The 14,251-nt window shown below is 47.3% G+C and carries 15 protein-coding genes; 9 read left to right on the plus strand and 6 right to left on the minus strand.

What is annotated here, in order from left to right; translation table 11 throughout:
- Window positions 1-233 (plus strand): transposase (locus K4A83_RS07615; protein WP_265263875.1); only part of this gene is annotated, 233 nt, incomplete at its 5' end.
- 99 nt (window positions 234-332) lie between these two features.
- On the opposite strand, the gene K4A83_RS07620 is transcribed toward K4A83_RS07615, so the two are convergent.
- The gene (locus K4A83_RS07620) at window positions 333-1,118 is read right to left on the minus strand and encodes a Uma2 family endonuclease (protein ID WP_265263876.1); all 786 of its coding nucleotides are present in this window, start codon (window positions 1,116-1,118) and stop codon (window positions 333-335) included.
- Window positions 1,119-1,194: 76 nt separating this feature from the next.
- On the minus strand, window positions 1,195-2,922 hold the full coding sequence (locus K4A83_RS07625; protein ID WP_265263877.1) for an MFS transporter: 1,728 nt from the start codon (window positions 2,920-2,922) through the stop codon (window positions 1,195-1,197).
- 214 nt (window positions 2,923-3,136) lie between these two features.
- On the opposite strand from K4A83_RS07625, the gene K4A83_RS07630 reads away from it, so the two are divergent.
- The 4 genes from K4A83_RS07630 (at window position 3,137) to K4A83_RS07645 (ending at window position 5,396) form a co-directional block, all read left to right on the plus strand.
- On the plus strand, window positions 3,137-3,667 hold the full coding sequence (locus K4A83_RS07630; RefSeq protein ID WP_265263878.1) for a phosphoribosyltransferase: 531 nt from the start codon (window positions 3,137-3,139) through the stop codon (window positions 3,665-3,667).
- 81 nt (window positions 3,668-3,748) lie between these two features.
- On the plus strand, window positions 3,749-3,997 hold the full coding sequence (gene rpsP / locus K4A83_RS07635; RefSeq protein ID WP_265263879.1) for a 30S ribosomal protein S16: 249 nt from the start codon (window positions 3,749-3,751) through the stop codon (window positions 3,995-3,997).
- Window positions 3,998-4,071: 74 nt separating this feature from the next.
- Window positions 4,072-4,449 (plus strand): KH domain-containing protein, encoded by a 378-nt coding sequence (locus K4A83_RS07640; RefSeq protein ID WP_265263880.1) that lies wholly within the window; start codon window positions 4,072-4,074, stop codon window positions 4,447-4,449.
- Window positions 4,450-4,502: 53 nt separating this feature from the next.
- Window positions 4,503-5,396: a PhoH family protein gene (locus K4A83_RS07645; RefSeq protein WP_407809943.1), complete on the plus strand. Its 894-nt coding sequence runs from the start codon at window positions 4,503-4,505 to the stop codon at window positions 5,394-5,396.
- 251 nt (window positions 5,397-5,647) lie between these two features.
- On the opposite strand, the gene K4A83_RS07650 is transcribed toward K4A83_RS07645, so the two are convergent.
- A complete protein-coding gene (locus tag K4A83_RS07650) occupies window positions 5,648-5,848 on the minus strand; it encodes a hypothetical protein (protein WP_265263882.1) in 201 nt (66 codons plus the stop codon).
- Window positions 5,849-6,080: 232 nt separating this feature from the next.
- Here K4A83_RS07650 and K4A83_RS07655 point away from each other — a divergent pair, with 232 nt between their 5' ends.
- Both K4A83_RS07655 and K4A83_RS07660 read left to right on the plus strand, forming a co-directional pair.
- Window positions 6,081-8,129 (plus strand): serine/threonine-protein kinase, encoded by a 2,049-nt coding sequence (locus K4A83_RS07655; protein WP_265263883.1) that lies wholly within the window; start codon window positions 6,081-6,083, stop codon window positions 8,127-8,129.
- 103 nt (window positions 8,130-8,232) lie between these two features.
- Window positions 8,233-8,928 carry a zinc metallopeptidase gene (locus K4A83_RS07660; RefSeq protein ID WP_265263884.1) on the plus strand — a complete coding sequence of 232 codons (696 nt, stop codon included), beginning with the start codon at window positions 8,233-8,235 and terminating at the stop codon, window positions 8,926-8,928.
- Window positions 8,929-9,031: 103 nt separating this feature from the next.
- Here K4A83_RS07660 and K4A83_RS07665 read toward each other — a convergent pair whose 3' ends face one another.
- A complete protein-coding gene (locus K4A83_RS07665; RefSeq protein WP_265263885.1) occupies window positions 9,032-10,234 on the minus strand; it encodes a phosphoglycerate kinase in 1,203 nt (400 codons plus the stop codon).
- A 142-nt stretch (window positions 10,235-10,376) separates the two neighbouring features.
- Between K4A83_RS07665 and K4A83_RS07670 the strand changes: the two genes are divergently transcribed.
- Window positions 10,377-10,790 carry a universal stress protein gene (locus K4A83_RS07670; protein WP_265263886.1) on the plus strand — a complete coding sequence of 138 codons (414 nt, stop codon included), beginning with the start codon at window positions 10,377-10,379 and terminating at the stop codon, window positions 10,788-10,790.
- A gap of 149 nt (window positions 10,791-10,939) precedes the next feature.
- Here the strand turns inward: K4A83_RS07670 and K4A83_RS07675 are convergent, their stop codons facing one another.
- Together K4A83_RS07675 and K4A83_RS07680 are read right to left on the minus strand one after the other, a co-directional pair.
- Window positions 10,940-11,854, minus strand: a complete 915-nt coding sequence (locus tag K4A83_RS07675) for a HEAT repeat domain-containing protein (RefSeq protein WP_265263887.1) — start codon at window positions 11,852-11,854, stop codon at window positions 10,940-10,942.
- Window positions 11,855-12,196: 342 nt separating this feature from the next.
- Entirely contained in the window at window positions 12,197-12,538 is a 342-nt protein-coding gene (locus tag K4A83_RS07680) for a hypothetical protein (RefSeq protein ID WP_265263888.1), read from the minus strand.
- 23 nt (window positions 12,539-12,561) lie between these two features.
- Between K4A83_RS07680 and K4A83_RS07685 the strand changes: the two genes are divergently transcribed.
- Complete coding sequence (locus K4A83_RS07685) at window positions 12,562-12,789, plus strand: hypothetical protein (protein WP_265263889.1); 228 nt, start codon at window positions 12,562-12,564, stop codon at window positions 12,787-12,789.
- Window positions 12,790-14,251: the final 1,462 nt, after the last annotated feature.

Genomic DNA, 14,251 nt, shown 5'->3' on the forward strand with positions numbered 1-14,251 from the left:
TTGTTCAGAAAACCCTATCCACTCGGACTCATGCTTGTCAGTGTGGATGTGTCTTGGACAGAGACCACAATGCAGCGAGGAATATCCTCGGTCGGGGATTGAGTACGGTAGGGCATACCGGAACTTTGGCGCTAGACGCAAGTAACGCTTCAGGAGAATGGGCCTCTACTTTGGCTGGAGTAATCCTGTCAGGGCAAGCTGATTCGTTGAGTGAAGAATCCCCGTGCCTTTAGGCCGGGGAGTGTCAATTTGTAACAAATTTAGCAGTAAAAAACTTTTCAGCTTCTTGAGTTTAACAAGATTTTGGGATAAGAATACTTTTGTCCTAGATTTTAGCTTTCTGGGTCAATACCTAACGCTCTGAGTTGAGCCGCTAATCGTTCTGCCCTTTGCCGCTCCTGTTGGGCCCTTTGCCGTTCTTGTTCGGCCTGTCTGCGTTCCTCATCGGCTCTTTGCCTTTCCCGTTCAGCTCTCTGGTCGGCCTGTTGGGCCCGTCGGCGTTCCTGTTCGGCTCGTTGCCGTTCCTGTTCGGCTCGTTGCCGTTCCGCTTCCCCCCGTTGTTCCAACTCCAAAAAGCTCAAAAATGGCCGGCCATCGGGGCGATATATTTCCAACGTGCTAGCCGTCAGGACAAAACGAATCCCTAGACGAGGACTTGTCCAATTCTGGAGGTTTTCAATCCCTCTTAAACCTTCTTCTGAACGCCACAGTCCATGTAAATCGTTGCGCTCTGGATTGTATATATAGTATTCTTCCACCCCGTAATCGTCATAAAATTGCTGCTTTTTGCTCATTTCTGCTAAACGATTGCCGGGGGAGAGAATTTCAAAGACGACTTGAGGGGCAATATTTTCCTCTTCCCACTGTTTATAAGAACCTCGTTCTCCTTTGGGGCGACCAAACGCTACCAGTGCATCGGGAGCAACGCGGATTTCGGGGTGTCCTTGGACGGGATACCAGAGTAAATCCCCCGCCACAAATACATCAGGCTGATTGGCGAAAAGTAGTTCTAGGTTTTCTTTAATCAGGACAATCCAGCGAAACTGTAGGGTATTGTCTGCCATCGGTAGACCATCACTGTCGGGATAGAGTATCTCACAATCCAAGGAAACGGTCATAGGAATTATCTCCTCTGGGTGAGGGCTGCATCATCATTTTTCAGTTTAACAAGATTTGATGTTTCTGGGTTAATGCCTAACTTGATTGTTCGCTTTGTTTCCGTTCTAATAGTTGTAAGCGGATTTCTTGATGGACTTCTTGGGTAATGGGGTAAAAATAAGCCAAGATTAAGCCAATAATTAACATCAACATGGGCAATGGACCAATAGCAACTCGTATGGCGAATAAAGCACTGTCTGGCTGAATGGGAATGGGTTCTCCGGGAACTTGTTTAATAAATCCAGCCCATTCTAAAGTTTGACCGACAATAAATAAAGAGAAGGCTAAACAGAGTTTTTGTAGTAACACCATAAAGCCGTAAAAAATGCCTTCCCGTCGCTGTCCGGTTTTCAGTTCGTCGAGTTCAATAATATCTGGCACCATTGACCAAGGAATGAGATAGGCAACGGATACCCCGGTTCCGGCTAAGATGGCTAAACCATACATGAGCAAAACTTGACCGGGTTGGAGGAAAAATAGACCGGATTGGGCAATTAACCAGAGAAATGTTCCCATGAAGTAAACCTTTTTTTTGCCCAGTTTATTGCTGACTTGTTGCCAGACAAATAGCATGATCAAGGCTGTCCCTTGAACGGCAATGGCTGTTAAGGGAAAACTGGCTTCCGTGAAGCCCATCCAACTGACGACAAAGTAGATGAGGATGGAGGCAGTGAGTTGAACGGCTAACCAGGAACAAAGGTAAATGCCAATCAAGTAAAGGAACGGTTTGGTACTTAAAGCAATTTGAAATTGTTCGCGTAAATTAAGGGTTGGGAAGGCGTTAGTTTGGGTTTCTTCGCTGTTTGTTTGAATGGTTAAGTATTCTTCGGGGACGGAATCAATTAAGGTTAATCCGGCAACAATAAAGAGAATGCAGAGTAAGATTCCATTAATAACGTTAAAGTCGAAGCTTCTGAGGAAAATTATAAAAATGGGATCATTTCCGAGGTAGACGAGCAGAGATTTGAGGGTATTGAAGAATAAAATACTGAATCCATAAAGACCGCAAGCTCCCCCAATCCAGAGGGAAATCCAGCCCCATTGTTGACGTTTTTCTAGGGGAATTAAGGGTTCCATGCCTCGTTCTTGAATGCGCAAAACACACCATAAGGTGGAGAGAACGGCAATCATGGCGCAGGCTGTGCCTAAAACCCGAAATTGGGTAAAGGAATCGTCAGGATACAGGAGGAAAACAATTTGCGCGAGAATGAGGGAGAAAATACTGCCCCCAATGGAAAAAGCCATGCGGAAACTGTTTAAACGGGTGCGTTCGTTGTAGTCTCGGGTGAGTTCTGGGGTGAGGGTGGTGTAGGGTAGGTTGACGACGGTGTAGGCTAAATGGAAGCCAATGGCAATGGTGACGTAGTAGGCAAAGAGTAACCATTCGTTGGTGGTGACGTTTTCGCTAAAGCGGGGGACAATCCAGAGTAAGCAGTAGAACAGACCAAAAGGGATGGCTCCGGCTAACATCCAAGGGATACGTCTTCCCCAACGGGTGCGGGTGCGATCGCTCAAAATGCCTGTAATGGGATCGTTAATAGCATCCCACACTTTCCCCACGGCCAAGACTAAACTCGCTAATCCCGGTGATAATCCTGCAACATTGGTTAGAAAAAATAACAGGAAGAAGATCATCACGTTAGCGGAAATGGCTGTCCCAAGATCCCCGGCACCATAGGCTAATTTCGTCGAAAAGCGTAGGTGTTCGTCGGCAGGTTTGATCGTCTCTGGATTTGTATCCTTGGAGGTCGAAACGTCACTCATAGTTATTGATAGATGGAGTAGTTCATGGAGTCAACCAATGGCTGTGTGAGGATATTATCGCTGTCTTAGTGATACAGATTTTTTGCAATTTCTGCAAGCAACCCTAGGTTGTCTTTCACGGGAAATAGGCTGAGTCAGGAAAGTGTCTGTCCCGGTCATCTTGCTGCCATAATAAGGGGACAGTTGCTCAGTTTTCACGTTTCGGGATGGAGGTATGGTAGAACAAACGGAACTCTATGTCTCTTGGTCGGATTATCATTACTTGGTTGAACAGTTAGCTGTCCAAATTTACCGTTCTGGGTGGGAGTTTAACCAAATCATCTGTATTGCCAAGGGAGGGCTTCGGGTGGGGGATACGCTCTGTCGTTTGTATGATTACCCTCTGGCGATTTTGTCGGCTTCGTCCTATGGGGGGAGTAAAAATCAGGTGCGGGGGGAGTTAAAGTTTTCTCAGCATTTGGCTATGACGACGGAAGGATTGGGCGATCGCATTTTATTGGTAGATGACTTGGTAGACTCTGGTCTTAGTCTGAGAGAGTCCATCCATTGGTTAAAACAAAATTACGAATCCCAGATTCAGGATCTGCGCACGGGAGTTTTATGGTACAAGTCTTGTTCGGTCATTGAACCGGATTATTATGTGGAATATTTAGCCGATAATCCTTGGATTCATCAGCCTTTTGAGTATTACGAACAAACCACCCCGGCTGAATTGGCCGCTAAGTATGGCTTCGATACCCCTTGAGGGAAAACCTGCAAAATTCCACCAAAAGCGCGTACAATCAAAAAGGAGAATTTTGCGTACAAGAAAGATTGTAGAACCAAGATGATCAAGTTGAGATTAAAACGCTACGGCAAGAAAAGAGCGGTGAGTTATCGGATTGTGGCCATGAACAGTCGCGATCGCCGTGATGGTCGTCCCTTAGAAGAGTTGGGATTTTACAACCCCCGCACCGATGAAACCCGTTTGAATCTTCCCGCCATTATCAAACGCTTACAAGAAGGGGCGCAGCCTACGGATACTGTGCGCTCTATTTTAACCAAAGCCCAAGTTTTTGAGCAACTGAAAGCTTAGGTTGAGGCGTGGTGAGGAATCCTAGCCCTTGAGGGCGGGGAAGATGTCAAGATTTCCGAATATCAGTTAAGATTATGAGTCCCAATTATGACCAACTGGTGCGTTATTTAGTCGAGCCATTACTCGATAACCCTGAGTCTTTGAGTCTGAATTGTGAATTGTCGCGGGGCAATCAAAAGGTTCTGATTCGTCTGGCGTTTGACCCAGAAGAACAGGGGAAAGTGTTTGGTCGAGGGGGACGGAATATCGAAGCGATTCGGATGGTACTAGAAGCGGCAGCGAGCGCAGTAGGACAGTCGGCCCGACTGGAAATATATGGGAGTCAGAACGCCCATTCCTCTTCTTCAGAAACCAGCGGCCCCAAACGAGAACGGAACAACCGTCCTCCTCGCTCGCCTCGCCGTTCTTCTCCTGTCTCTAAACCGTCTCCTCGCAGACGGAGTGAAACGTGATTTCAGAAACCATACCGTTCCCGAGTCCAGAAAGTGCGATCGCCTTGGCGGGAATGCGGGAGGAGAACTTACAACTCCTCTCCCGCCATACGGGGGTTCAGGTGGTGATGCGAGGCTTAGAATTGTGGCTCTCGGGTCAGCCGAAAGCGGTGGAACGCTGTTCTCAAGTGGTGCGATCGCTTAAACCCCTTTGGAAGGAGGGTAAAACTATTGCTCAAGCGGATATTTTGACGGCCTTTCATGCCCTCGACACGGGACAGACCGACGAATACCAAGATTTACAGAAAAGTGTTCTCGCCCATACCCGACGGGGAGAACCCATCCGGGCGAAAACCTTCCGACAACGGCAATATATTAAGGCGATTCAAACCCACGATATTACATTTTGTGTCGGACCGGCAGGAACAGGTAAGACGTTTTTAGCGGCGGTGTTGGCGGTGAAGGCCTTGTTAAGTGATGAATGCGATCGCCTAATCCTTACCCGTCCGGCCGTGGAAGCGGGGGAAAAACTGGGTTTTTTACCCGGTGACTTACAGCAAAAAGTCAACCCCTTCCTCCGTCCCCTCTATGATGCCCTCTACGAGTTCATCGACCCGGAAAAAATCCCCGACCTCATGGAACGAGGCAAAATCGAAGTCGCCCCCCTCGCCTATATGCGCGGTCGTACCCTCAGCAATGCCTTTGTCATTGTAGATGAAGCCCAAAACACCACCCCAGCCCAGTTAAAAATGGTGTTAACGCGCTTAGGGTTTCGCTCCCGTATGGTGGTGACAGGAGATATTACCCAAACCGATTTAGGCCCGGCTCAAGATTCTGGTTTAGTGGTGGCGCAAAAAATCCTTAAATCCGTTGAAGGGATTGCCTTTTGTCACCTGACTTCTAGTGATGTGGTGCGTCATCCCTTGGTACAGCGCATTGTGGCCGCCTATGAGCAGTTTGAGCGTTAGGGGAAATGGGGAGTTGGGCTGCGCGCTCCACCCAAAAACGGCAACGAGGATGCTGCAACCATAATGGGTTCGCAGTTGCGCTTTATCGCCAAATAGTTATGATCTGCTGAATAACTCTACTTAAACTAGGGAATCTTGACTTTGAATATATTTCTTGATGGTTTCCAGAGACCCACCGCCGGGAATCCTCCCACCATAATCTGTGATCATCATCTGTGATTTGGTGGGATGAGGATGTCAATTCGGCAAGCCTAACTGTGAAGGCGCACATTGCCTCGTCGGACGGCGTGTAAAATGCGGTCAATGGCGCGCCGTTCGTCCTCTTGCAGCGTGTCATCTAGTAAGGCTGCCATCAGACCATAGCGATCGCCAATTGTTAAAGTTTGGGTGTCAGCGACAGAGGCCATAATGTCTGCCAGTGCGCCCGGAATCAGTTGCAGTTGGTTTAGCATAATGCAGATTGGCTGGTGCGGATAAGCTCTCTCTAATCTTATTTTATGTGCTTTCACGGAAGATTAACGGCTTATATCCTAAAGATTTTGTAAAGTTTTTTAAAGTTCTCTGAGTTAACCCCGTAATTATACTGAACGTATTTTTGCGGCCGCACTTTTTCCGGAGAACGCAGCACAACGGTGAAAAGTGAGAGTAATAATCGGGGACTTTTAAAACAGGGAGAACCTTGTGTTGAACAGCAAAACATACCATTCACCTGTCGGACAACTGCTAAATCGTCGTTACGAAATTGTCCAAGTTTTAAGTTCTGGTGCGTTTGGTCAAACCTATATCGCTCAAGATATTACGCAACCAGGCCGGCCGCGTTGTGTGGTCAAATATTATCAATCGAATCGGGATTATCCCAACCTCTTAAAAACCAGTCGTCGTATTTTTGTGTCAGAGGTTGAAACGCTCAAAAAATTGGGAAATCATGACCAAATTCCTCAGTTTTTTGATTGTTTCGAGGAAAATCAAGGATTTTATTTAGTGCAAGAGTTGATTATTGGGCAAACTCTCAGTACAGAATTGTCCTTTGCGCGTTACGGGGAACCGACAGCGAAAAAAGAGCAGGTGGTGTATTTGTTGCGGGATCTGTTGACGGTCTTAGACTATGTACATCGTCAAGGGGTGATTCACTGTGATGTGAAGCCTAATAATATTATCCGGCGGATTGAAGATGGTCGCCTGATTTTAATTGACTTTGGGGCGGCTCAACCTGTCCGTTCTCCGGCCTATGATAAAAAAATTATTCATCCTCTGTCCTTAAAAACTACCGTTGCGGTTAGTCCTTCGGGCTATTTAGCCACGGAACAACTCCTCGGAACTCCCTATCCTTGTAGTGATATTTATGCGCTGGGTATTATTGCCATTCAGTTTTTAACGGGTTTAGACCCGGCTAAGTTACAACTGAACTTAGAAACCAGTGAGATTAATTGGCAGGAGCATTATCGCCAAAATAGTGCGCCAGAGGATTACAGCGAAGAACTGGCGGCTATTTTAAGCCAGATGGTGCGCTATAACTACCGGGAACGCTATGCCTCTGCGCAAGCGGTTCTTGATGCCTTAAAGCCTTTATTAGTGGAGGCTAAAGCGATTACCTTAGAGGCCTCTAGTCGGGCTTTAGAAGAGGCTTTTGACCGGGTGAGTGAAGAATGCACCCAGGATATTATTTCCCTGTTTCCGGTGCCGGGGAGCGATCGCCTTGAACAAGAAGCGGAACAGGCCAACTTTGAGGACTGGAGCGAAGAGAAGGAACTGTTTAAACCCCAAGAACAACCCATTGTCTCGTCAATGGGGGGATTAAGCCAAGCACCCAGCTTACCCAGCACTCCCCCCCGTCGCAAGACCCAACCAACACAAGCTAAAGCCAAAGGGAAATCAAGCTCGGGACAACTCCATCCCAGCATGATGAAAATGCTCACTCGTATGGGGGTTCTGGTGGCCGTGTTAAATGCCTTTGCCATTGCCTTGGGGATTTATACGTTAGTGGATAGTCGGGCGAGTGAACCCGCAGAGCGTCTGATTGAGGCCGAACAAGCCTTACACGCGGGTAAACTAGAAGATGCGATCGCCATTGCCCAATCCATCCCCGCCGACAGTCCCGCCTATGAAGAGTCTCAGGCCTTCATCCAACAGTGGCAAAAGGAATGGAAACAGGCCTCTCGCTACGCTAGCGAAACCGAACAGGCCTTTCAGGCGCAACAATGGCAAGAAGTCCTGAGCGTAGCGGCGAAAGTTCCCCCCATTGACTATTGGCGTAATCGGGTAAGTCCCTTGGTCAAAAAAGCCCGCACCCAAGCCGAAACCGAAGCTCAAGACTTACTCAATCAGGCGTTTACTGCCGCCATCAATAAAGACTTCTCCCAGGCCATTGAAAAATTACAACGCATCTCCCCTCAAACCAGTATCGGTCAAACCATCCAACCGAAACTAGAGGAATATCGCCGGAAACAAAACATTCGCGCCATGTGGATGTTACAGCAGGCCTACAACCTCGCGGCAGAACAAGAGTTTCAACGGGCGATTACCTTCCTCGAACAAATTCCCGCCGATACTCCCGCCGGTGCGATCGCCAAAGAAAAACTACCCGAATACCAACAAAAACAGCGTATTATTGAACGCCTTGGTCGCCGAATGTCCTACCATCCCAGTGAAGAAGCAACCTTTGTCTCCACCCTACCGAGCTTCTCCACCCTCTCGGATCTCAACCCCGGCGCCCAATTACAAGAAGTTGGGTGAGGTTATTCTCCCCCTTCACCTCCCCAACCGCTCTAACTCCCAAAGTTATAATCAGAGCAGAACGGATCTGTTTCAACAGCATGATCTCAAGGAGGAACTTCCCATGTTTTACTGGCATTGGTCCTATTTACTCTTAATCCCCGGCATGATCCTAATGTTCTGGGCGCAAAGTAAAGTCAAAGGGACTTATGAGCGTTATTCTCAAGTCGCCTCTAGTTTAGGCTTAACCGGGGCGCAAGTCGCACGACAGATTCTGTTAGCGATGGATATTCGTGACGTTAAAATTGAACCCGTTGCCGGGCAGTTAACCGATCACTATGATCCCAGTGCCAAGGCTGTCCGACTGTCTGAAGGGGTATATAACTCCACCTCCCTCGCTGCGGCCGCCGTAGCCGCCCATGAGTGCGGTCACGTCATGCAGGATAAACGAGAATATACCTTCATGAACCTGCGCGCTAGTTTAGTCCCGGCCGCTAATTTGGGTTCTCGTTTAGGACCTTTTTTAATTATTGCCGGGATTGTCTTAAGTTCTCTCGGAGCGATTTCTGTCTGGTTTATAAATTTGGGGATTGTCCTATTTGCCGCCGTGATTGTTTTCCACCTCGTCACCCTGCCTGTTGAGTTTGACGCTTCCCGACGAGCGTTAAAGTTAATTGATGAGTTAGGTATTTTGCAAGGAGAGGAAAACCAAGGCGCAAAAGCTGTTCTACAAGCGGCCGCTTGGACTTATGTGGCCACGGCTCTCTACGCCGTTTTGCAGTTAGTCCAATACATTATTCTCTCCCGCAGTCGCAATTAATCCCCTGAGACGAAAAAAGGCATTTGAAACCCGCCCAAATGCCTTAAAAAAATATTGACAAATCACTTAAAATATGCTAGAGATTTGGTTCAATTCAGGGAGATTAAGCTTCATCTAAAGCAGCAATCCCGGGTAATACTTTCCCTTCCAATAATTCTAAGCTTGCACCGCCTCCGGTGGAAATGTGGCTCATTTTGCTGGCTACGCCCACTTTTTCCACGGCCGCTACAGAGTCACCACCTCCAATGATAGTGACCGTGCCTTTTTCGGTTAAATCGGCTAGGGTATTGGCGATCGCCTCAGTCCCTTTGGCAAACTGATCAAACTCAAACACCCCCATCGGACCATTCCAGAGCACACACTTACAATCCGCTAAAGCTTCTTGGAAGACTTTCACCGAATCCGGGCCAATATCTAACCCCATCCAGCCATCGGGAATGCTTTCAATACTAGCCACTTGGGAGTTAGCATCGGCGGCGAAATTATCCGCTAAGATCACATCGGTAGGTAATAACAGATCCACGCCTTTCTCTTTAGCTTTAGCTTCCAGAGACTTAGCCAACTCCAGTTTATCCTCTTCCACCAAGGACTTCCCTACATTTAAACCGCGAGCCTTGTAGAAAGTGAAAATCATCCCACCCCCGATCAGCAACTTGTCGCATTTTTCGAGTAAGGTTTCAATCACGCCAATTTTACTAGAGACTTTAGACCCCCCAATAATGGCCGCTAAAGGACGTTGGGGGTTATCAATCGCCCCTTGTAAAAATTGTAATTCTTTCTCAATTAAATAACCCGCTACACTAGGACTGAGGTATTGTGTGACCCCCTCCGTCGAAGCGTGAGCGCGGTGTGCTGTTCCGAAAGCGTCATTGACGTACAGATCAGCATTCGCGGCCAACTTCTTGGCAAAGTCGGGGTCATTTTTTTCTTCTTCAGCGTAGAAGCGGACGTTTTCGAGTAAGGCGACATCCCCATTATTCATACCGTTAACAATAGCGGCGACTTCATCCCCAATACAATCGGGACACATGGTAACGGGTTTCCCCAGCAACTCAGAGAGACGTTGAGCAACGGGAGTGAGACGCATACTTTCTACGACTTTCCCTTTAGGACGACCAAAGTGGCTGGACAACAGGACTTTAGCTCCTTTGCTGATTAAGTCCTGAATGGTGGGCAAAGCGGCGCGAATGCGAGTATCATCGGTAATGCTCCCGTTGTCGATGGGAACGTTAAAGTCGGCTCTTACTAAAACCCGTTTTCCGGTTAAATCGGCGGCTGATAAATTTGCTACGCTTTTTTTCGACACAAGGATATCCTCCTAATTGCGTTCTATTCTATTAGTGTGTGCTGTTTAGCCTGATTTGCTCTTGAGACTCAGGGGGATCTCAGTTTTTGGGATTACTCCCTAGCCGATTGTACCGGAGTGGGTGTTACTGGAGGTATGTTTGATGTTTAAAACTGTGTTGTTTCCGATTGATGCAAGCCGCGAAGCCCGCGAAGCGGCTAAGGTTGTAGAGGATATTGTCAAAACTTACAACAGTCGTCTGATTTTGCTGTCTGTGGTGGAAAACCCCCCCACGGAACACGGAGAGACGACGGCAGAAGTGATGACTTCTGCCGAAGCGGTGGAGAAGTTGCTCGAAAGTGCTAAACAGGCTTTTGCGCAACAAGGGATTCAGGCGGAGATTATGGAACGGGAAGGGATGCCCTCGTTTACAATTTGTGATGTGGCTGATGAGTTGGAGGCTAATCTGATTGTGATGGGGTCCAGTGGCATGGGATTAACGGAGGAGGGGGTGTCTGAGAGTGTCACCACGCGGGTGATTAATCTCTCTCCCTGTCCGGTGTTGATTGTGCCTTAATCTTAGGGGAAAGAGAATAGTTGTCAATTCTATCCAATTCTAGCCATTGGTAATGCTCAATTCCCCTACACCCGATGGATTAATTAATAAGCCCCTACTGCTCTCAGGAGCGTAGGGGGTGATGTCATGACTTCAGTTCTCTCCAAACCCTAAGTTTTGACCTTAGCTTTTGTCACCTTAACCGCAGGTTTTACCACTTTAACGGGGGCTGAACTGGGATAAAACTTAAATCGTTGGATGGCTGCACTGGCGGTTTTAATGACCTCACTACTAGAGTCTTGTAAGGCCTTTTGTAAGTAAGGAATCACTTGGGGGGATTGAATACCACCCAATGCTTGAATCGCGGCTAAACGAACAGAGGACTGGGAATCTGTGCTAAGTTTACCGAGAATGGCGATCGCGCTTTTCACCTCCCTGCGCACAGGTTGTCCAGTCGTCAGGGTTTTAAGTGCGATCGCTACCTGTTCCCGTACCTCTGGACTCACCGAGAAACAATACTGTTCCATTTGGGCAACATAGCGCAGTTGCTTCGACTCGCCCCACCCTTGCAACCGTTTCACAATCTGAGCATCTACCTGATTCCCCAGAGTAGGAATCGAAGTCGGAGGCACTTGGGGAGGGAGTTCCGTTGTAGTCCCTTCTGAAGTTGTCTCTGCTGTTAGCCTCTCCACAGAAAGAGGGGCGGAAACAGCCTCCTGGGGCGACTCTTGCCCTTTCGCCTCATAATCTGCCCGTAATTTTGCGATCGCCTCCTCTTTTTCCCGCTTTAACTTAGCCTCCAACGTCTGAAGTTGTCCCTGTAACTCCCTCTGTTTTTCTTCAGACTCCCGTTGATAACTCGCCTTGAGAGCATCACTTTGCTTGAGATAATCCGCTTCTAACGCCGCAATCCGCGATTGTAATTCCGCCTCGTGTTCTTGAGCTAACTCCTGCTCAACCTGCTCAATTTTAACCCTCGTCGCCTCTTCCTGCTCTTCCCGGGCCTTACGAAACACCCCCGCCCCAAACATGGCAGATAGTGCCACACCAATAATTACACCAGCGATTGTATTTAGAGGATCCATCTCAATTCTTCACTCCAAATTTAACCCTGTGATTCTGATATGAAATACAAAAAAGAATGCTATCCGTAGATTAGGTGCAGCCAAGCGCGAAACCTAACAACCCACTCCAGCAAACCCTTAGACATTTCACATGACATCCTCCCACAACTGATTGCAAGCAATACAGCACGGGCTTCCCAAGATTAATGAACGCTGTAATTGTAGCACGCCCCCCAATCTCTCGATCCTCCATTTCCCCCTCCTCCTTCCCAATCCATCAACAGTCAGAATACAGATACAGCAAGCCACTTAACCCCTTACCGTTCAAAAATTCACCGCCAATGACCACCCCCTTTTCTCCCCTCAGTTTTCAGCAATATTTAATTGCACATAATATTCCTGTACTACAGCCTGTTCTCCCATATAAGTCGGTTCAAACTCCCATTGTTCCAAAATAGCGATCGCCAAAATTTGCGCATCTTCCAGAGCAATATTGCCCCCCAGAATGCGCGTCGTTTCTCCATAAACCATCACCTCTCCCCTTTCCTCAATCCTGATTACCACTTCTATCAGAATAGGTTCTGTAATCCTGATATTTGCCGGAACTTGGGCAAAAATACGCTGATTTTGCCTCGGTTGTGCCTGTTTCGTCGGAATATCACGATCCGGCACCGTGAGACGGGGTGCCTCGATACGAGTGATCATACCCCCTCCCCTTGTTTCTGTCGGTGAAGGTGTGGGTGTGGGAGTTGGTGCGGGAGTTGGTGAAGGTGTGGGAGTTGGTGCGGGAGGTGGTGTGGGAGTTGGTGTCGGTGTGGGAGTCGGTGTGGGAGTTGGTGAAGGTGTGGGAGTTGGTGCGGGAGGTGGTGTGGGAGTTGGTGTCGGTGTGGGAGTTGGTGTGGGAGTTGGTGTGGGAGTTGGTGAAGGTGTGGGAGGTGGTGTGGGTGTGGGTGTAGGTGAAGGGGTAGAAATTAGAGGGAGAGTGGGGGTTGAACTTGGGGAGGGAGCCAAAGTTATCAAATCAATAGAGATGCTGTCTGGTGTTCCTGACAAGAGAGGTTCTTTTGTCCCTTGAACTAACAGCCATCCTAAAATGACATGACAGATTATAGACCCTAAACTTAAACCGATCCATAATCCTTTTGGGTCAGAATGAGCCGTTGTTTTGATCTCCCATGATGCCATGATCAAGAATGTTATAAATTTACCCGCTAACAATCCTCTCATAATACTATAACCTCCCGTAGGTTGGGTGAAGCGACAGCGCAACCCAACAAAACAGTAAATAGTAACCCGTTAACAATGAATGCTCAATAATGGCTAATTGTTCAGGAATTTGTAGGTTGGGTGAAGCGACAGCGCAACCCAACAAAACAGTAAACAGTAACCCATTAACAATGAATGCTCAATAATGGCTAATTGTTCAGGAATTTGTAGGTTGGGTGAAGCGACAGCGCAACCCAACAAAATAGTAAATAGTAACCCGTTAACAATGAATGCTCAATAATAGCTAATTGTTCAGAAATTTGTAGGTTGGGTGCAGCGACAGCGCAACCCAACAAAACAGTAAACAGTAACCCATTAACAATGAATCTTTAATAATGGCTAATTGTTCAGGAATTTGTAGGTTGGGTGCAGCGACAGCGCAACCCAACAAAATAGTAAATAGTAACCCGTTAACAATGAATCCTTAATAATGGCTAATTGTTCAGGGATTTGTAGGTTGGGTGCAGCGACAGCGCAACCCAACAAAACAGTAAACAGTAACCCATTAACAATGAATCCTTAATAATGGCTAATTGTTCAGGAATTTGTAGGTTGGGTGCAGCGACAGCGCAACCCAACAAAATAGTAAATAGTAACCCGTTAACAATGAATGCTCAATAATGGCTAATTGTTCAGGAATTTGTAGGTTGGGTGCAGCGACAGCGCAACCCAACAAAACAGTAAACAGTAACCCGTTAACAATGAATGCTCAATAATAGCTAATTGTTCAGGAATTTGTAGGTTGGGTGCAGCGACAGCGCAACCCAACAAAATAGTAAATAGTAACCCGTTAACAATGAATCCTTAATAATAGCTAATTGTTCAGGGATTCGTCGGTTGGGTGCAGCGACAGCGCAACCCAACAAAACAGTAAATAGTAACCCATTAACAATGAATGCTCAATAATAGCTAGTAGAACAAGACCATCTCAGAGATTTTTTTATTAAGTGATCAGGAGAGAAAAATATTCGCTGTTTGCTGAGGATAAATTTTATTATTACTTAACAATACGTGATCCATCAAATCAGCTAAAATAGATGAGGGTGAGGAAGCAAAAAAACGCATCTTTCCTCACATCTAAGCCCTAAAAAACACGCCCTAAAAAATAAGTCTATCAAACTGGGTTGCGCTCTCGCCCAAGGGTAGATGTGA

The organism is Spirulina subsalsa FACHB-351 (genome assembly GCF_026130165.1).
GTDB lineage: Bacteria > Cyanobacteriota > Cyanobacteriia > Cyanobacteriales > Spirulinaceae > Spirulina_A > Spirulina_A subsalsa_A.